The sequence below is a fragment of the Streptomyces sp. NPDC002588 genome, assembly GCF_040295925.1.
Classification (GTDB): Bacteria; Actinomycetota; Actinomycetes; order Streptomycetales; family Streptomycetaceae; genus Streptomyces.
This window is the reverse complement of sequence record NZ_JBEOWF010000011.1, coordinates 38,704-57,705: the sequence shown is the minus strand read 5'-3', so window position 1 is coordinate 57,705 and position 19,002 is coordinate 38,704. Positions and strand designations below refer to the sequence as shown.

At 71.1% G+C, this 19,002-nt stretch carries 15 protein-coding genes; 8 read left to right on the top strand and 7 right to left on the bottom strand.

Going from position 1 to position 19,002, the window contains the following annotated elements; genetic code table 11:
* Positions 1 to 477 precede the first annotated feature (477 nt).
* Together ABT057_RS14740 and metH are read right to left on the bottom strand one after the other, a co-directional pair.
* Positions 478 to 1,173 (bottom strand): HAD family hydrolase, encoded by a 696-nt coding sequence (locus ABT057_RS14740; protein ID WP_352343247.1) that lies wholly within the window; start codon positions 1,171 to 1,173, stop codon positions 478 to 480.
* Positions 1,174 to 1,282: 109 nt separating this feature from the next.
* Positions 1,283 to 4,798, bottom strand: coding sequence for a methionine synthase (gene metH / locus ABT057_RS14735; protein ID WP_352343246.1), 3,516 nt, complete (start codon positions 4,796 to 4,798; stop codon positions 1,283 to 1,285).
* 374 nt (positions 4,799 to 5,172) lie between these two features.
* Between metH and ABT057_RS14730 the strand changes: the two genes are divergently transcribed.
* The 7 genes from ABT057_RS14730 (at position 5,173) to ABT057_RS14700 (ending at position 13,236) form a co-directional block, all read left to right on the top strand.
* A complete protein-coding gene (locus tag ABT057_RS14730) occupies positions 5,173 to 5,937 on the top strand; it encodes an IclR family transcriptional regulator (protein ID WP_352343244.1) in 765 nt (254 codons plus the stop codon).
* 309 nt (positions 5,938 to 6,246) lie between these two features.
* Positions 6,247 to 7,041 carry an MIP/aquaporin family protein gene (locus ABT057_RS14725; RefSeq protein WP_352343242.1) on the top strand — a complete coding sequence of 265 codons (795 nt, stop codon included), beginning with the start codon at positions 6,247 to 6,249 and terminating at the stop codon, positions 7,039 to 7,041.
* 90 nt (positions 7,042 to 7,131) lie between these two features.
* Positions 7,132 to 8,691: a glycerol kinase GlpK gene (glpK, locus tag ABT057_RS14720; RefSeq protein ID WP_352343241.1), complete on the top strand. Its 1,560-nt coding sequence runs from the start codon at positions 7,132 to 7,134 to the stop codon at positions 8,689 to 8,691.
* A gap of 49 nt (positions 8,692 to 8,740) precedes the next feature.
* Positions 8,741 to 10,357, top strand: coding sequence for a glycerol-3-phosphate dehydrogenase/oxidase (locus ABT057_RS14715; RefSeq protein ID WP_352343240.1), 1,617 nt, complete (start codon positions 8,741 to 8,743; stop codon positions 10,355 to 10,357).
* Positions 10,358 to 10,571: 214 nt separating this feature from the next.
* Positions 10,572 to 11,336, top strand: a complete 765-nt coding sequence (locus ABT057_RS14710) for a phosphorylase family protein (protein ID WP_352343238.1) — start codon at positions 10,572 to 10,574, stop codon at positions 11,334 to 11,336.
* 127 nt (positions 11,337 to 11,463) lie between these two features.
* Positions 11,464 to 12,135 (top strand): FadR/GntR family transcriptional regulator, encoded by a 672-nt coding sequence (locus tag ABT057_RS14705; protein WP_352343236.1) that lies wholly within the window; start codon positions 11,464 to 11,466, stop codon positions 12,133 to 12,135.
* Between the two features lie 165 nt (positions 12,136 to 12,300).
* Positions 12,301 to 13,236: a PAC2 family protein gene (locus ABT057_RS14700; RefSeq protein ID WP_352343235.1), complete on the top strand. Its 936-nt coding sequence runs from the start codon at positions 12,301 to 12,303 to the stop codon at positions 13,234 to 13,236.
* A gap of 60 nt (positions 13,237 to 13,296) precedes the next feature.
* On the opposite strand, the gene ABT057_RS14695 is transcribed toward ABT057_RS14700, so the two are convergent.
* The 5 genes from ABT057_RS14695 to ABT057_RS14675 all read right to left on the bottom strand — a co-directional run bounded on the left by ABT057_RS14695 (position 13,297) and on the right by ABT057_RS14675 (position 17,941).
* The gene (locus ABT057_RS14695; protein WP_352343234.1) at positions 13,297 to 14,259 is read right to left on the bottom strand and encodes an SMP-30/gluconolactonase/LRE family protein; all 963 of its coding nucleotides are present in this window, start codon (positions 14,257 to 14,259) and stop codon (positions 13,297 to 13,299) included.
* A 175-nt stretch (positions 14,260 to 14,434) separates the two neighbouring features.
* Positions 14,435 to 15,664, bottom strand: a complete 1,230-nt coding sequence (gene mshC, locus ABT057_RS14690) for a cysteine--1-D-myo-inosityl 2-amino-2-deoxy-alpha-D-glucopyranoside ligase (protein ID WP_352343232.1) — start codon at positions 15,662 to 15,664, stop codon at positions 14,435 to 14,437.
* A 115-nt stretch (positions 15,665 to 15,779) separates the two neighbouring features.
* The gene (locus tag ABT057_RS14685; protein ID WP_352343231.1) at positions 15,780 to 16,613 is read right to left on the bottom strand and encodes an SCO1664 family protein; all 834 of its coding nucleotides are present in this window, start codon (positions 16,611 to 16,613) and stop codon (positions 15,780 to 15,782) included.
* Entirely contained in the window at positions 16,577 to 17,167 is a 591-nt protein-coding gene (locus ABT057_RS14680) for a DUF3090 domain-containing protein (protein ID WP_352343230.1), read from the bottom strand. The genes ABT057_RS14685 and ABT057_RS14680 overlap by 37 nt, the downstream gene beginning before the upstream one ends.
* A gap of 87 nt (positions 17,168 to 17,254) precedes the next feature.
* Complete coding sequence (locus ABT057_RS14675) at positions 17,255 to 17,941, bottom strand: histidine phosphatase family protein (RefSeq protein WP_352343228.1); 687 nt, start codon at positions 17,939 to 17,941, stop codon at positions 17,255 to 17,257.
* Positions 17,942 to 18,003: 62 nt separating this feature from the next.
* Here ABT057_RS14675 and corA point away from each other — a divergent pair, with 62 nt between their 5' ends.
* Positions 18,004 to 18,999: a magnesium/cobalt transporter CorA gene (gene corA, locus ABT057_RS14670; RefSeq protein ID WP_352343441.1), complete on the top strand. Its 996-nt coding sequence runs from the start codon at positions 18,004 to 18,006 to the stop codon at positions 18,997 to 18,999.
* Positions 19,000 to 19,002 lie beyond the last annotated feature (3 nt).

Here is a 19,002-nt window from a genome sequence, read left to right as displayed (position 1 = left end):
TCGGGTTTCTCCACAGCTGTCGAGTCCGTGTATCCGACACGCAGGGGTGTGGTGAGGGATCACGGATAAGGGCGATGTTCTCGCGACGAGATTAGTCCGGACCGGCACGAGGGTTCGCGGCCACCGGAGTTGAAAGGCCATCACGCAGTGAAACCGGTCGTGGACGCTTTGAAGAATCGTCGGCGGAACGAGTCGTACAGCAGTCCATCAATCGGGACACAAAGACGTGTCCGAACGCCCGGAACGGGCCGTCGCGGCATACGAGGTTCCTTCTGTCGACCCCCCGTGAGGTGGGGAACGTCACACGTCAAGAAGGTTGGGCGGTACGTAATTCAACCGTTGCCGAAGATCGGAATTCCCCCGGCGCACACGCCCGCCGAATTGCCTTGTTATCGGCGGTGCACGCTGGGTGAACGCGTCTCCATTTCCGTCGCGCACCGCTCACCAATGATCACGAGGGTGATCACAGGAGCGGTGTCACAGGGGCATGAGACCGCGCAGGAATGCCACGTCGACCTGTTCCAGCGAGGGCACCACGGTCCGCCGGGCGGCCACCGGGATCGGGGCGACGGAGGGCACCGCCACCACATGGCAGCCCGCCGCCTGTGCCGAGGCGACCCCGGTCGCGGTGTCCTCGACCACGGCGCACCGGGCCGGGTCCACGCCGAGCCCCGCGGCCGCGAACAGATACGGGTCGGGGTGCGGCTTGGTCCGCGCGACCTCGTCGCCGGCCACCGTCAGCGTGAAGTGTTCGGCGCCGAGCGAGCTCAGGACACGGTCGATGATGCGGCGGTGGGAGGCGGATACGAGCGCCGTGGGCACCTCGTGCTCGGCGAGTTCGGCGAGCAGCCGGGCGGCTCCCGGCATCAGCGGCAGGGCGCGTGTGATGCGGTCCTCGAACCCGTCGTTGAGCAGGACGGACAGCTCGGTGAGGGTGATGTCGGCCCCGGTCGCCTCGATCAGGAACCCGGCGCTGCGGCTCATCGGGCCTCCGACCACGACATGGCGCCAGGAGTCGTCGAGGGCGTGTCCGAGACCGGCGAAGATCTCGACCTCGACGTCCCACCAGAAGCCCTCGGTGTCCACGAGGGTTCCGTCCATGTCGAGGAGCACCGCCTGCAGGGCCGAGCCCTCGGCCGTGCGGGTTACTGGCGCGGGTACCGTGCTGGTCATCCGCGTACCTCCTTGGAGGGACGAGCAGGCCGGTTCCCGCTGGGGAACCGGCCTGCAGTGGACCGACCAGTGTACGGCTTATCGGATCAGTGTGCTCGGTGGCGCGCCATCACCGGGCGTTGAAGTACTTCGCCTCGGGGTGGTGGATCACGATGGCGTCCGTGGACTGTTCGGGGTGGAGCTGGAACTCCTCGGACAGGTGGACGCCGATCCGCTCGGGCCGGAGCAGCTCGGCGATCTTGGCGCGGTCCTCCAGGTCGGGGCAGGCGCCGTAGCCGAGGGAGAACCGGGCGCCGCGGTACTTCAGGGCGAACATGTCCTCGACGTCGGCGGGGTCCTCGCCGGCGAAGCCGAGCTCGGAGCGCACGCGTGCGTGCCAGTACTCCGCGAGCGCCTCCGCGAGCTGCACCGACAGGCCGTGCAGTTCGAGGTAGTCGCGGTAGGAGTTCGACTCGAACAGCTTCGCGGTCTCCTCGCCGATCCGGGAGCCGACGGTGACGACCTGGAGGCCGACGACGTCGGTCTCGCCCGACTCCTGGGGGCGGAAGAAGTCCGCGAGGCACAGCCGGCGGCCCCGGCGCTGGCGGGGGAAGGTGAAGCGGGTGCGCTCGTTGCCGTGCTCGTCCAGGATGATCAGGTCGTCGTCCTTGGACACACAGGGGAAGTAGCCGTAGACCACGGCGGCCTCGAGGAGGTTCTCCGTCTGCAGCTTGTCCAGGAGGCCGCGCAGGCGCGGGCGGCCCTCGGTCTCGACGAGTTCCTCATAGGTCGGACCGTCGCCGGTGCGGGCCTGCTTCAGGCCCCACTGGCCCTTGAACAGCGCCCCCTCGTCCAGCCAGGACGCGTACTCCTTGAGCTGGATGCCCTTGATGACCCGGCTCTCCCAGAACGGCGGGGCGGGGACGGGGTTGTCGGTGGCGACGTCCGAGCGGATGCCGCCCTCCTCCGTGCGCTCCTCCGTCACGACGGCGGTGGACGCGCGGACCCGGCGCTGCTTCAGCTCGGGCAGGCTGGCGCCGGGCACACCCCGCTTGACGCCGATCAGGGCGTCCATCAGGCGCAGGCCCTCGAAGGCGTCCCGGGCGTAGCGGACCTCGCCCTGGTAGATCTCGTGCAGGTCCTGCTCGACGTACGAGCGCGTGAGGGCGGCGCCGCCCAGGATGACGGGGTAGTCGGCCGCCAGGCCGCGCTGGTTGAGCTCCTCCAGGTTCTCCTTCATGATCACCGTGGACTTGACCAGGAGCCCGGACATCCCGATGACGTCGGCGCGGTGTTCCGCGGCGGCCTCCAGGATCGCGGAGACCGGCTGCTTGATGCCGAGGTTGACGACGTTGTAGCCGTTGTTGGACAGGATGATGTCGACGAGGTTCTTGCCGATGTCGTGGACGTCGCCGCGGACGGTGGCCAGCACGATGGTGCCCTTGCCGTCGGCGTCCGTCTTCTCCATGTGCGGTTCGAGGTGGGCGACGGCCGCCTTCATGACCTCGGCGGACTGCAGCACGAACGGCAGCTGCATCTGACCTGAGCCGAACAGCTCGCCGACGACCTTCATGCCGTCGAGGAGGGTCTCGTTGACGATGTCGAGGGCGGGGCGCTCCTGGAGGGCCTCGTCGAGGTCGGCCTCCAGGCCGTTGCGTTCGCCGTCGATGATGCGGCGCTTGAGGCGCTCCTCCAGCGGGAGGGCGGCCAGCTCCTCGGCCCGGCCCGCCTTGAGCGACTTGGTGGTGGCGCCCTCGAAGAGCTGCATGAGCTTCTGGAGGGGGTCGTAGCCCTCGGCGCGCCGGTCGTGGATCAGGTCGAGGGCCGTCTGCACCTCCTCCTCGCTGAACCGGGCGATCGGCAGGATCTTCGAGGCGTGCACGATCGCCGAGTCCAGGCCCGCCTTGACGCACTCGTCCAGGAAGACGGAGTTGAGCAGGACGCGGGCGGCCGGGTTGAGACCGAAGGAGATGTTCGACAGACCCAGGGTGGTCTGGACGTCGGGGTGGCGGCGCTTGAGCTCGCGGATCGCCTCGATGGTGGCGATGCCGTCCCCCCGCGACTCCTCCTGGCCGGTGCAGATCGTGAAGGTCAGGGTGTCGATGAGGATGTCCGACTCGAGGATGCCCCAGTTCCCGGTGAGGTCGTCGATGAGCCGTTCGGCGATCTCGACCTTCTTCTCCGGGGTGCGGGCCTGGCCCTCCTCGTCGATGGTCAGCGCGATCAGCGCCGCGCCGTGCTCCCGGGCCAGCTGTGTGACCTTGGCGAAGCGGGACTCGGGGCCGTCGCCGTCCTCGTAGTTCACCGAGTTGATCACCGCGCGGCCGCCGAGCTTCTCCAGGCCCGCCCGGATCACGTCGACCTCGGTGGAGTCCAGGACGATCGGCAGGGTGGAGGCGGTGGCGAATCGGCCGGCCAGTTCCTCCATGTCCGCGACGCCGTCGCGGCCGACGTAGTCGACGCACAGGTCGAGCATGTGCGCGCCCTCGCGGATCTGCTCGCGGGCCATCTCCACACAGTCGTCCCAGCGGGCCTCGAGCATCGCCTCGCGGAACTTCTTGGAACCGTTGGCGTTGGTGCGCTCGCCGATCGCCAGGTACGAGGTGTCCTGGCGGAAGGGGACCGTCTGGTAGAGGGAGGCGGCGCCCGGCTCGGGGCGGGGGCTGCGCTCCACGGGGGCCAGGTCGCGCACGCGCTCGACGACCTGGCGCAGGTGCTCGGGGGTCGTGCCGCAGCAGCCGCCCACCAGGGACAGGCCGTAGTCGCGGACGAAGTTCTCCTGGGCGTCGGCGAGCTCTGGCGCGGTCAGCGGGTAGCTGGCGCCGTCCCTGCCCAGCACCGGCAGGCCGGCGTTGGGCATACAGGCCAGCGGGATACGGGCGTTGCGGGCCAGGTAGCGCAGGTGCTCGCTCATCTCGGCCGGGCCGGTGGCGCAGTTCATGCCGATCATGTCGATGCCCAGGGGCTCCAGCGCGGTCAGCGCGGCGCCGATCTCCGAGCCCAGCAGCATGGTGCCGGTCGTCTCGACGGTCACGGAGACGATCAGCGGTACGTCGAGACCGGCGGCCGCGCGGGCGCGGTGGGCGCCGAGTACCGCGGCCTTGGTCTGGAGCAGGTCCTGGGTGGTCTCCACGATGAGCGCGTCCGCGCCGCCGGCGATGAGGCCCTCGGCGTTCTGCTGGTAGGCGTCGCGGAGGGTGCCGTACCCGATGTGGCCGAGCGTAGGCAGCTTGGTGCCGGGGCCCATGGAGCCCAGGACCCAGCGCTGGCGGCCGTCACGGGCACCGTAGGAATCGGCTGTCTCGCGGGCGATTCGGGCACCCGCCTCGGACAGCTCGTACACGCGCTCGGGAATGTCGTACTCGGCCATGGCCGAGTGGTTTGCTCCGAACGTGTTGGTCTCGACGCAGTCCACCCCTGAATCGAAGTACGCCTCATGGACCGAACGGACGATGTCGGGGCGGGTGACGTTGAGGATCTCGTTGCAGCCCTCGAGGTTCTCGAAGTCCTCGAGGGTGGGCTCCTGGGCCTGGAGCATGGTGCCCATGGCCCCGTCGGCCACCACCACACGGGTGGCCAGGGCCTCTCGGAGCGCGGACACACGGGTCCGGCTGTCGGCGGAAGGGGTCGGCGGCACAGAGGCCATGGAAGGGCTCCCTCGTTGCGACGGCTGTCGGCTTTGCGTCCCTCCCAGGATTACGTGCCGGGCGGCTTCCCGTGGAGAGCGCACGCCGTCAGGGTAGCCGGGACGGGGGCCGTATGGTCGGGGCGTCCACGGGACGGACGAGGTTGCCGGGTCCGCCGGGGCACCCGTCGCGGGCGAGCGGGCGCGTGCGTCGCCCAGGGGGGCAGAGTGACGTGAACCGCGACGAGTGTCGTAACCGGCGGGGACGGACGTCGTAACAGGTATCGACGGACCATTAGCGGAGAGTCGACATGGACCGGTAGTGTTCGACATTGCCGAACGGTGGTACTGACGGCCGCGCGTTGACGGCCGAAGGGGACGGAGGCAGGACGGCGATGGCACGGAACATCCAGTCGGTCGAACGGGCGGCCGCGATGCTGCGGCTGCTCGCGGGCGGCGAGCGGCGGCTGGGCCTGTCGGACATCGCGTCGTCGCTGGGCCTCGCCAAAGGCACCGCGCACGGCATCCTGCGCACTCTCCAGCAGGAGGGCTTCGTCGAGCAGGACGAGCCCTCGGGGCGCTACCAGCTGGGCGCGGAGCTGCTGCGACTGGGGACCACCTATCTGGACGTGCACGAGCTGCGCGCGCGTGCCCTCGTGTGGACGGACGACCTGGCGCGCTCCAGCGGCGAGAGCGTCCATCTGGGCGTGCTGCACCAACAGGGCGTGCTCATCGTCCACCACGTCTTCCGGCCCGACGACAGCCGGCAGGTGCTGGAGATCGGTGCCATGCAGCCGCTGCACTCCACGGCCCTGGGGAAGGTGCTCTCCGCCTACGACCCGGTCGCGCACAGCGAGGCCCTGGAGGCCGACCGCAAGCCCTTCACGGACCGCACGGTGTGCGAGCTGGAGGGCTTCGAGCACATCCTCGACCTCACCCGCGCGCGCGGGTACGCGGCCGACGTGGAGGAGACCTGGGAGGGCGTGGCGTCCATCGCCGCGCCGATCCACAACCGGCGGCGCATGCCGGTCGGCGCGGTCGGCATCACCGGCGCGGTGGAGCGGCTGGCCAGGGACGGCGAGCTGCGGCCCGAGCTGATCGCCGCGGTGCGGGACTGCGCCCGCTCGGTGTCGCGCGACCTGGGCGCCGGGCGCTTCTGAGCAACCCGGGCGAACCGGGGCGCCGTACGGCGTCCCGGTGTTCGGCATGTCCGCGGGCCGGTCCGCAGGCTCCAGGGATCCCCCGGGGATCCGTAACGATCGCGTTTTCGCCAACCGAACTCTTGACGCACACGTAACCCCGGAGCAAGACTCCCGTCCATCGGTCGGCATTGTCGAACACCTACCGGCAATACACGTTAGAGTGTGACAACGCCAAGGACCGGCATCGCTCTCACCCCCGAGGGCGCCAGACCCCCGGAGGGACCCGGGGAGAACGGCTTCCCTGGACGAAGGACAAAGGAGTCGCGGGTGTCCAGCTCCGACATCTTCATCGGCGAGACCATCGGTACCGCCATACTCATCCTGCTCGGTGGCGGCGTCTGCGCCGCCGTCACGCTGAAGGCCTCCAAGGCTCGCAACGCCGGCTGGCTCGCCATCACCTTCGGGTGGGGCTTCGCCGTGCTCACGGCGGTCTACACCTCGGCGCCGCTGTCCGGCGCCCACCTGAACCCGGCCGTGACGCTCGCGCTCGCGATCAAGGACGGCGACTGGAGCAACGTTCCGGTCTACTGGGCGGGTCAGCTGCTCGGTGCCGCGATCGGCGCGACCCTGGTGTGGGTCGCCTACTACGGCCAGTTCCAGGCGCACCTCACCGACAAGGAGATCGTCGGCGGCCCGGGTGCGCAGGCCACGGCGGCCAAGGCCGTCGAGGCGCAGGAGAAGGGTGCCGGCCCGGTCCTCGGCATCTTCTCCACCGGCCCGGAGGTCCGCGTCGCCTGGCAGAACCTCGCCACGGAGATCATCGGCACCGTGGTGCTGGTGCTCGCCGTCCTCACCCAGGGTCTGAACGACAAGGGCAACGGCCTCGGCACCCTCGGCGCCCTGATCACCGCCCTCGTGGTGGTCTCCATCGGTCTGTCCCTCGGCGGTCCGACCGGCTACGCGATCAACCCGGCTCGTGACCTCGGTCCGCGCATCGTGCACGCCCTCCTGCCCCTGCCCAACAAGGGCGGCTCCGACTGGGCATACGCCTGGGTCCCGGTGGTCGGTCCGCTGATCGGCGGCGCCATCGCGGCAGGCATCTACCAGGTCGCTTTCGCTTAAGAGCACGCTTAAGAGCACCAGCCTCACCGCGCCTCGACAGCACCGCGCCGTACAGACAGCCCCCTACCCACGGAACCCCAGGAGCACTCAGTGAGCGACGCGCACACCGCCGGCATCGCATCCCACGGCGAAGGGCCGTTCATCGCCGCGATCGACCAGGGCACCACCTCTTCCCGCTGCATCGTCTTCGACCGCGACGGCCGGATCGTCTCCGTCGACCAGAAGGAGCACGAGCAGATCTTCCCCAAGCCGGGCTGGGTCGAGCACAACGCCAACGAGATCTGGACCAACGTCCAGGAGGTCGTCGCCGGCGCCATCGCCAAGGCCGGCATCACCCGCGACGACATCAAGGCCATCGGCATCACCAACCAGCGCGAGACCACGCTGCTCTGGGACAAGAACACCGGTGAGCCCGTCCACAACGCCATCGTGTGGCAGGACACCCGCACCGACTCCCTCTGCAAGGAGCTCGGCCGCAACGTCGGGCAGGACCGTTTCCGCCGCGAGACCGGCCTCCCGCTGGCCTCCTACTTCGCCGGCCCCAAGGCCCGCTGGCTGCTCGACAACGTCGAGGGCCTGCGCGAGCGCGCCGAGGCGGGCGACATCCTCTTCGGCACCATGGACACCTGGGTCATCTGGAACCTGACCGGCGGTGTCAACGGCGGCAAGCACTACACCGACGTCACCAACGCCTCCCGCACCCTCCTGATGAACCTGCACACCCTGGAGTGGGACGAGAAGATCGCCGAGTCCATCGGCGTCCCCCTGGCGATGCTCCCCGAGATCCGCTCCTCCGCCGAGGTCTACGGCGAGGTCACCGGCGGCAAGCTGGGCGACCTGCTCGGCGGCATCCCGGTCGCCTCCGCGCTCGGCGACCAGCAGGCGGCCCTGTTCGGCCAGACCTGTTTCTCGGAGGGTGAGGCCAAGTCGACGTACGGCACCGGCACGTTCATGCTGATGAACACCGGCGAGAAGATCATCAACTCCTACTCCGGTCTGCTGACCACCGTCGGCTACCGCATCGGCGACGACAAGCCGGTCTACGCCCTCGAGGGCTCGATCGCCGTCACCGGTTCGCTGGTGCAGTGGATGCGCGACCAGATGGGCCTGATCTCCACCGCCGCCGAGATCGAGACGCTCGCGCTCTCCGTCGAGGACAACGGCGGCGCCTACTTCGTGCCGGCCTTCTCCGGCCTGTTCGCCCCGTACTGGCGCTCCGACGCCCGCGGTGTGATCGCCGGCCTCACCCGGTACGTCACCAAGGCGCACCTCGCGCGCGCCGTCCTGGAGGCCACGGCCTGGCAGACCCGTGAGATCACCGACGCCATGACGAAGGACTCCGGCGTCGAGCTCTCGGCCCTCAAGGTCGACGGCGGCATGACCTCCAACAACCTGCTGATGCAGACCCTCTCGGACTTCCTGGACGCCCCCGTGGTGCGCCCGATGGTCGCCGAGACCACCTGCCTCGGCGCCGCCTACGCCGCCGGTCTCGCCGTCGGCTTCTGGACCAGCACCGACGATCTGCGCGCCAACTGGCGGCGGGCCGCCGAGTGGACCCCCCGCATGGACGCGGAGACCCGCGACCGTGAGTACAAGAGCTGGCTCAAGGCCGTCGAGCGGACCATGGGCTGGCTCGAGGACGAGAGCTGACGAGCGCCCCCGAAAAGCTCGCGGCTCTGATGAGGAGTAAGAACCCGACATGACCAGTCAGTCCACCCTGAGTTCCGTGCCTGCCCTGGGGACGCACCCGGCGTCCGGCTCCAACCCGAGCCGCGCCGAGACCCGGGAACAGCTCTCCAAGGCGTCGTACGACCTTCTCGTGATCGGCGGCGGCATCCTGGGCATCTCCACCGCCTGGCACGCCGCGCAGTCCGGCCTCAGGGTGGCCCTGGTCGACGCCGGCGACTTCGCCGGCGCCACCTCCTCCGCCTCCTCCAAGCTGCTCCACGGCGGTCTGCGCTACCTGCAGACCGGCGCGGTGAAGCTGGTGGCGGAGAACCACTTCGAGCGCCGTGCGGTCTCCCGCCAGGTGGCCCCCCACCTGGCGAACCCGCTCACCTTCTACCTCCCCGTGTACAAGGGCGGGCCGCACGGCGCGGCGAAGCTCGGGGCGGGCGTCTTCGCCTACTCCGCCCTGTCGGCCTTCGGTGACGGCGTCGGGCATCTGCTCTCGCCGGCCAAGGCCGCGCAGGACGTGCCCGAGCTGCGCACCGAGAACCTGAAGGCCGTGGCCGTGTACGGCGACGACCAGATGAACGACGCGCGCATGGCGCTGATGACGGTCCGCGCGGCCGTCGAGGCGGGCGCGGTCGTCCTCAACCACGCCGAGGTCAGCGGCCTGCGCTTCACCCGCAACCGGGTGACGGGCGCGGAGCTGCGCGACCGCCTCACCGGCGAGGAGTTCGGCGTGAACGCCCGGCTGGTGCTGAACGCGACCGGCCCGTGGGTCGACCACCTGCGCCGGATGGAGGACCCGAACGCGGCTCCCTCCATCCGGCTCTCCAAGGGCGCGCACCTGGTCCTGAAGCGGACCTCGCCCTGGAAGGCCGCGCTGGCGACCCCGATCGACAAGTACCGCATCACCTTCGCCCTCCCCTGGGAGGACATGCTGCTGCTCGGCACCACCGACGAGGAGTTCGAGGGCGACCCGGCGGACGTCTCGGTCACCGAGAAGGACGTGGCGCAGATCCTCGACGAGGCCGCGTTCTCGGTCCGCGACCAGCAGCTGAGCCGCGACCTGATCACCTACTCCTTCGCGGGTCTGCGGGTGCTGCCGGGCGGCCCCGGCGACACCGCCAAGGCCAAGCGGGAGACCGTGGTCACGGAAGGCCGCGGCGGCATGCTGTCCGTCGCCGGCGGCAAGTGGACGACCTTCCGCCACATCGGCCGTACGGTGATGCAGAAGCTGGAGGCACTGCCGGGCCACCCGCTCGGCGACGACTTCGAGCCGGTCTCCTCACTGCCGAAGAAGCTGCCGCTGCCCGGTGTCGCCAACCCGCGCGCGGTCGCCCACCGGCTTCTGGTGGACAACCCGGCCCCCGGCCCGCGCATGGCAGCCGACACCGCCAGGCACCTGGCCACCCACTACGGCTCGCTGGCCTTCGACATCGCCCGACTGGCGAACGACAACCCCGAGCTGCGCGAGCGCGTCCACCCCGACGCCCCCGAGATCTGGGCGCAGATCGTCTACGCCCGCGACCACGAGTGGGCCGAGACGGCGGACGACGTGCTGCGCCGCCGTACGACGCTGACGATCCGCGGCCTCGCCACGGACGACGTGCGTACCAGGGTGCAGGACCTGCTCGACAAGAAGTAGGCACCCGAAGGAAGACCCTCCGCCGGCCCACTCCCCCGACCGGGGCCGGCACCGGGGGACGGCCCCTCCGTACCGGGGCCGCCGCCACGAGAGGGGCGGCTCCGTGTGGAGCCGCCCCTCTCGCACACCCTGCCGTCGGTGCCGGACGGTGACGGCGGGCCGTGGTTGGATCGGCGCGTCGCCGTCGCCGTCCACGCCCCGCTGGAGCAAGTTCATGACACAGGACCTCCTGCCCGTCACCCGCATACCCCGCACCGGTCTGCCGGCGCACGCCGTCGTCGTCGGCGACCCGGCCCGCGCAGCCGCCGTCGCCGCGCTCCTCGACGGGGCCGAGGAGGTGTCGTACCACCGCGAGTACCGGGTGTTCAGAGGAAGCCGGCAGGGCCTGCCGGTCGTGGTCGCCTCGCACGGGGTGGGCGCGCCGGGCGCGATCCTGCTGTTCCAGGAGCTGGCGGACGCGGGCGTGCGCACCTTCCTCCGGTTGGGTACGGCGGGCGCGATGAAGCCGGGCATCGGCGACGGCGACCTGGTCGTCGCGGAGGCGGCGGTACGGGACGACGGGGTGACGCACCAGCTGCTGCCCCCGGAGTATCCGGCGGTCGCCGCGCCGGAGGCGGTCCTGGCGCTCCAGCGTGCGGCCCGTGCGGCGGGCGCCCCGCACCACCGGGGCGTCGTCTGGACACGGGCTGCCTTCCGGCCGGGGCTGCTCCCGCTCTTCTCCTACGACGGCGCCGGGCTCGCCGCGATCGAGATGGAGCTGTCGGCGCTGCTGGTCACGGCCTCGCTGCGTGGGCTGGTGGCCGGTGGAGTGCTCGTGATCGACGGGGCGAACGCCGACGAGCTGGTCGACGAGGGGTCGCCGCTCTCGACGGGTGGCTACGATCCGCACCGCGAGGTCGTCGCGGCCGGTGTCGAGCGGGGCGCGGTGGTGTCCCTGGAGGCGCTGCGACTGCTGGCGGAAGGGGAGGCAGTCGTCTGATCGCTCCCCACCCGGGCGGTCAGGTGCTCATAATGTCCCTGAGACATCCGATGTCTGAGCGGTCGGAAAGAGACCTCGAGGAAGAGACGTCGGAAAGCGACTTCGGAAAGAGACGGGGAGGCCGGTCATGGCAGTCACCGACGAGGCGATCGAGAAGATCAAGGGCATGATCGTCTCGGGTGCGCTGCGGCCCGGCGACCGGCTCCCCAAGGAGAGCGAACTGGCCGCCGAACTGGGCCTGTCCCGCAACTCCCTGCGGGAGGCGGTCCGGGCGCTGTCACTGATCCGGATCCTGGACGTACGCCAGGGCGACGGCACCTACGTCACCAGCCTTGATCCCCAACTGCTGCTCGAAGCGCTGAGTTTCGTCGTGGACTTCCACCGCGACGACACGGTCCTGGAGTTCCTGGCGGTGCGCCGCATCCTGGAGCCGGCCGCGACCGCGATGGCCGCGCTGCGCGTCAGCGAGCAGCAGCTCGACGCGCTGGACGCCCAGTTGGACAAGCTGGGCGACGCGCCGTCGGTGGAGGAACTGGTCGCCTGCGATCTGGAGTTCCACCGGGGCATCGTGCAGAGCGCCGGCAACTCGGTGCTGTGCTCGCTGCTCGACGGGCTCTCCGGGCCGACCACCCGGGCCCGGATCTGGCGCGGGCTGACGCAGGAGGACGCGGTCGCCGGCACCCTGCGCGAGCACCGGGCGATCCTGGCGGCGCTGCGCGACCGGGACGCGGAGGCGGCCAGGTCGTGGGCGACGGTGCACATCGCGAGCGTGGAGCAGTGGCTGCGCTCGACCCTGTGAGCGGCTTGTGCGGCAGTCTCGCAGTGGTCTCGCCAGGCGGGTGTTCGAGGGTGGTGAACGGGGCAGTGATCCGTTCACTCCCCCGTGCAAGGGGGCTGCGGGCGCCCCCGCAGAACGCCGTAAGGTTGGGTGGTCAGGCGAGGGCACGTCGGAAGGAGGCGCTGGGTGATCGAGCTCGAGGGGGTTCCCGAGCTGATCGACCCGGTCATGGTGGCCGCGTTCGAGGGCTGGAACGATGCCGGCGACGCCGCCTCCACCGCGGTCGCGCATCTGGAGCGGGAGTGGAAGGGCGAGGTGTTCGCGGCGCTGGACGCCGAGGACTACTACGACTTCCAGGTGAACCGCCCCACGGTGTTCATGGACGGCGGCGTGCGCAAGATCACGTGGCCCACGACGAGACTGTCCGTGGTGCGGGTCGGCGGCGAGAAGCCGCGGGACCTGGTGCTGGTCCGCGGTATCGAACCGTCCATGCGCTGGCGCTCGTTCTGCAACGAGCTGCTGGGCTTCGCGCACGAGCTGGGCGTGGAGCTGGTGGTCATCCTGGGCGCGCTGCTCGGTGACACCCCGCACACGCGACCGGTCCCGATCAGCGGGACGACGTCCGACACGGACCTGGCCCAGCGGATGGACCTGGAGGAGACCAAGTACGAGGGCCCGACGGGCATCGTCGGCGTCCTGCAGGAGGCGTGCACGCACGCGGGTGTGCCGGCGGTGTCGCTGTGGGCGGCGGTGCCGCACTACGTCTCGCAGCCGCCGAACCCGAAGGCGACGCTGGCGCTGCTGAACCGGCTCGAGGACCTGATCGACGTGCGCATCCCGCTGGGCGAGCTGCCCGAGGACGCGCGGGCGTGGCAGGTGGGGGTGGACCAGCTGGCGGCGGAGGACAGCGAGGTCGCCGAGTACGTGCAGACGCTCGAGGAGGCCCGGGACACCGCGGAGCTCCCGGAGGCGTCGGGCGAGGCGATCGCCCGTGAGTTCGAGCGTTATCTGCGGCGCCGGGACGGCGGCGGTCCGCCCGCGCCCGGCGAGCGGATGCGGCCGCCGAAACCGCCGAAGCCGAGCGGGGAGGCCACGGAGGACGAGGATTCGTCCGACGACTGAACAGACGGGGTGCGCTTTCCCGCATGGCACGCTTTCACGGGAAGCGCACCCCCGCTTGCGTCACGCAGGCACGGCGACCACGGCGAACGTCGTCTCGGGCGTCGGTGTCGTCGTGAAGCGGGCGTTGGGCAGGTAGAGCCGGCTGCCGTACGCGGCGACCGTGGTCGGCACGTCGAAGTCGGAGTCCGTGACGCGGCGCCGGAAGACCCCGCTGCGGCCGTCGGCGGCCAGCGTGAACACGTCGATCGCGTTCTGCCGGTTCTGTACGACGTACAGGGTCCGTCCGACGCGCAGCAGCCCGTCGCCGTTGGTGAGTGGGGCCGCGTCCCCGAGGTCGACCAGGGTGGTGACGCCGGTGCGCGGGTCGACGCGGTGCAGTGCGCCGATCCCGCTCTGCACGACCAGCAGCGCCGAGCCGTCCGGGGTGCGGGTGATGCCGTTGGCGTTCACCGATCCGTCGGCGGTCTGGTTCCACTCTCCGCTCAGGGTGAGGCGTACGACGTCCGCGGCGTCCGGGAGTTCGCCGTGCCGGCCCAGCCGGAGGGCGTACAGGGCGGGCTGGTAGGAGTCCGTGAACCAGGCCGTGCGCGGGGTGAGGAACACGTCGTTGACGAAGGTGGGGGTGGTGGCGGCGAGCTGGTAGGAGGCGAGGATCTCGCCGCTGCGCACGTCCACGACGCGGCCGCCGAAGTCGCGGCCGGCGACGAACAGCCGTCCCCGTGCGTCGAGCTTGAGGCCGACGGACGGGGTGCCGGGACCGGGGGAGACGATGCCGCCCTCGCCGGTGCGCAGGTCGGCGCGGTAGATCGAGCCGTCGCCGAGGGAGCCGAGGTAGGCGTACGGGCCGCGGCCGATGGCGATGCCCTCGGGCCGGAAGCCGTCGGGCAGGGGGATCAGGTCCGGCCAGGAGGCGGCGGCGTGGGCGGTCGTGCCGAGGGAGGCGGAGCCTAAGGTCGCGGCGCCGACGGCGAGCAGCCGGCGGCGGGAGAGGGGATGTGCGAAGGAACCGTGTGTGGGCGCCACGGAGCGTCCTTCCGCGTAGGGACCGGCAGTTGGCCGGTCCAACGGTCAACTACCGCCCCACCTCATCACACCGGCCCCGGTGGTCACAGCTCCTCGTGGCCGGTCCACAGCATTTCGACAGCGAGCGAGGAGCCCGCCCCGCGCCCGGCGGGAAGGGCCCCTCGCTCACCGGCGGTTACAGCGCGACGCCCAGCAGCGCGTCGACGGCCCGCGACACGACTCCGGGCGCGCCGATGTCGGTGCCGCCCTGTTCCTGCTGGAGCGCGGCCCAGCGGTCGACGGCGGCGAGGGCGGCCGGGGCGTCGAGGTCGTTCGCGAGGGCCTCGCGGATCTCCTCGACGAGGGCCTCGGCCGGCGGCCCGTCGGGCCGGGAGACGGCTGCGCGCCAGCGGCCGAGGCGGGCGACGGCATCCGCGAGCACCTGGTCGGTCCACTCCCAGTCGGCCCGGTAGTGGTGGGCGAGGAGGGAGAGCCGGATGGCGGCGGGATCGACGCCGTCGCCGCGGAGCCGGGAGACGAAGACGAGATTGCCCTTGGACTTGGACATCTTCTCGCCGTCCAGCGCGACCATGCCGGCGTGGACGTAGGCCTTGGCCATGGGGAACTCGCCGGTGAGCACCTGGGCGTGCGAGGCGCCCATCTCGTGGTGCGGGAAGGCGAGGTCGGAGCCGCCGCCCTGGACGTCGAAGCCCATGCCGAGGTGGTCCAGGGCGATGGCGACGCATTCGATGTGCCAGCCGGGCCGGCCGCGGCCCAGCGAGCCGCCGTCCCAGCTCGGCTCGCCCTCGCGGGCGGCCAGCCAGAGGATCGGGTCCAGCGGGTTCTTCTTGCCCGGGCGGTCCGGGTCGCCGCCGCGCTCGGCGGACAGCAGCCGCATGGCGTCCGCGTCGAGGTTCGAGACCTTGCCGAAGTCGGGGTCGGACTCGACGGAGAAGTAGGTGTCGCCCTCGAGTTCGTAGGCGGCGCCCGCGTCCCGCAGGCGCTCGACGAGCGGGACGATGCCGGGTATCGCCTCGACGGCGCCTATGTAGTGCTGCGGCGGGAGCATCCGCAGCGCGGTCATGTCCTCGCGGAAGAGGGCCGTCTCCTTCTCGGCGAGGGCGACCCAGTCGAGGCCGTCGCGGTCGGCGCGCTCCAGGAGCGGGTCGTCGACGTCGGTGACGTTCTGGACGTAGTGAACCTGCCGCTTGGTGTCGAGCCACACGCGCTGAACGAGGTCGAACGCGTTGTAGGTCGCCGCGTGACCCATGTGGGTCGCGTCGTACGGGGTGATGCCGCAGACGTAGAGACGGGCGACGGGACCGGGATCAAGGGTGACCAAGCCACCGGACGCGGTGTCGTGGATCCTCAGGTCGCGGCCCTGACCAGGCAGGGCGGGGACCTCGGAAGCGGGCCAGGCATGCATGTCATGAGCGTAACCCGGACGGATGTTGCGTATACGAACGGGAGCGACCGGATGGCCGGGAAGGCGCTCTTGCGGGATCCCGGCCGGCGTGCGTGCGGACGCCCGGACCGGTGGTTCAGACCGGTGGCCAGGGGATCGCCGGCCACTCGCCGCTCGGTTCCGGGTGTTTCCCGGACTCCAGCAGGGCGTCGACCCGCGCGCGCGTGGCGTCCACCTCGGCGGGGGTGACCAGGGCGGCAAGGGTGCCCGCGAGCGCCCCGGAGGGCTCCAGGGCGCCCTTGAGTCCCTGGAGAACCTCGACGGCCTCACCGGTAAGGGGCTCCCCCGCCCAGCCCCACAGGAGGGTGCGCAGCTTGTTCTCGGTGTTGAAGGTCACTCCGTGGTCGATGCCGTAGAGACGGCCGTCGGCGGTGGGCAGGAGGTGGCCGCCCTTGCGGTCGGCGTTGTTGATCACCGCGTCGAGGACGGCCAGGCGGCGCAGGCGTTCGTCGTCGGCGTGCACGAGGAGCGCGGTCCGGCCCTCCCCGACCTCGGCGAACCCGATCGCCTTCCAGCCCGGTTCCGGCTCCTCGCCGTCGACCAGGGCGAGCAGCTCGCTCTCGGGGGCCGTCTCGATCCACAGCTGGCACATGCCCTCGCCGTAGGGGCCCTCGCGCAGCACGGTCGGCGGGACGAGCCCCCAGCCGGTCGCCTCGGACACCTCGTAGGCGGCGACCTCGCGCCGGGCGAGGTTGCCGTCGGGGAAGTCCCACAGGGGTCTCTCCCCCGCGACGGGTTTGTAGACGCAGGCCGCCTCGCGGCCGTCACGGGCGACGGTGCAGTACAGCGCCGCGTTGGAGGCGTCTCGGATACGGCCCCGGACGGTCAGCTCGCCGTGCGCGAGCAGCTCGGCGGAGGCCTGGTCGGTGGTCGTCACGCCCCGCGGCGGTATCCGTTCTGGCGCGGACATACGTGTCCTTCCGGGTCGAGCGGCAGGCTGCACAGCGGGCACGGCGGGCGCCCGGCGTTGACGACGTCGAGGGCGCGCTTGGCGAAGGCCCTGGCCTGGGCGCCGGTGAGCCGGACCCGCAGCATCGGGGGCCCGTTCTCCTCGTCCTGGAGGAGCCGTTCCTCGGCCTCGGCGAGGTCCTCGTCGGAGTCCGCCTCCAGCTCCACCAGGGCCTGTGCCTCCACGATCATGCGCTGTTCCTCGCCGTCCCAGGCGAGGGCCATGGTGCCGACCCGGAACTCCTCCTCGACCGGGCTCTCGAGGGGGGCGGTGTCGGCGTTCTCCGCGGGCGCCACGGCCGGCACGGAGGCGCTTCCGCCGCTACGGCGTACGACTTCGTCCAGCAGCTCGTCCATGCGCTCGGCGAGCGCGGCGACCTGGGTCTTCTCCAGCGCCACACTGGTCACCCGGGGGCCGGCGGTGGCCTGGAGGAAGAAGGTACGGCGCCCGGGCAGTCCGACCGTACCGGCCACGAAGCGGTCCGGTGGGTCGTAGAGGAACACCTGACGGGACACGTCCTGTCTCCATGGGAGTCGTGGTTTCGGGAACGTCCATGCGTGTACGCGCGTGTGTGGACCGCTTCACCCTACTGCGGCCGACGATCACGGTGCGCCCGCGCCGCCCCCGACCGTCGCGTCACCGGCCGGCGGTTCCTCGCGCGGGGCGAGCGAGGCGAAGTCGCCGGTGTCGCCGAGGCGTACGAGAAAGGGGCGCAGCCGGGTGTAACGGATCGCGGTGATGGAACACGGTTCGACGGAGATCCGCTGGAAGAGGTCGAGATGAAGTCCGAGGGCGTCCGCGACGAGCGACTTGATGATGTCGCCGTGCGAGCACATCAGATAGACGGCGTCCGCGCCGTGGTCGCGCTCCACGCGCGCGTTCCACTCCCGTACCGCCTCGGCGGCGCGGGTCTGCATCGCGCGCATGGACTCGCCGCCGGGGAAGGCGGCCGCGCTGGGGTGCGCCTGCACGACCTCCATCAGGGGCTCGTCCTTGAGCTCGGCGAGCTTGCGTCCGGACCAGTCGCCGTAGTGGGCCTCCCCGATCCGCTCCTCGGTGTGGGCGGGCAGGCCGGGCCGGGCGTCGAGGAGGGGCCGGATCGTCTCCTGGCAGCGCTGCAGGGGGCTCGCGACGACCTCGGCGATCGGCAGGCCCTCCAGCCTTCCCGGGAGCGCGGCGGCCTGGGCGGCCCCGCGGTCGTCGAGGGCGACGCCGGGCGTCCAGCCGGCGAGCACTCCGGAGGTGTTGGCGGTCGAACGTCCGTGCCGGACGAGGATCAGCGTGGGCATGCGGCCCAGCGTAGGCGTACCCGTGCGTGCGCCGGACGGCGGCCGAAGGGAGAATGCGCTCCGTGATCGTGGACTGCGCCATCTATCGTGACGGGCGCCGTACGGAGGGTCCGCAGGACCTCTCCGACGCCTTGGACCAGGCGCGCGGCGCCGGGGATTTCGTGTGGATCGGTCTTCACGCGCCCGACGCGGCGGAGTTCGACCACGTCGCCCGTGAGTTCGGACTGCACCCGCTGGCCGTGGAGGACGCCCTCAACGCCCATCAGCGGCCCAAGCTGGAGGTGTACGACGACTCGCTGTTCCTGGTGTTCAAGCCGGTCGTGTACGAGGCCGAGAGCGACACCGTGTCCTCCGGCGAGGTCATGGTGTTCCTCGGCGACTCGTTCGTGGTGACGGTACGGCACGGTGAGGGCGCGCCGCTGGCCGCCGTCCGTCACCGTCTGGAGGACGCGCCGGAGATGCTCGCGAAGGGGCCCACGGCGGTGCTGTACGCGATCGCGGACGCCATCGTCGACCACTACCTGGACGTGGCGACCGAGCTGGGGACCGACCTGGAGGAGCTGGAGGCGGAGGTGTTCTCGCCGGACGGCGGCGGTTCGCGGCACACGGCGTCGCGGATCTACACCTTCAAGCGGCAGGTCCTGGAGTTCCGGCGGGCCACCGGTCCCCTGGCGCCGCCGATGACCCGGCTCGCGGACACCGGGGCGCCCGGCGCGGACGTGCCCTTCGTGAACGCCGACGCGCGGCCGTTCTTCGGGGACGTCAGCGACCACCTCACGCGCGTGAACGAGTCCGTGGAGGGCCTGGACCGGCTGGTCTCCGACATCCTTTCGGCGCATCTGGCGCAGATGAGCGTGCGGCAGAACGACGACATGCGGAAGATCTCGGCGTGGGCGGCCATGGCCGCGGTCCCCACGATGATCGCGGGGATCTACGGCATGAACTTCGACCACATGCCGGAGCTGCGCTGGGTGTGGTCCTATCCGGCGGTGATCGCGGCGATGGCCGGTCTGGAGGCGCTGCTGTACCGGTTGTTCAAGCGGCGCGGCTGGCTGTGAGCG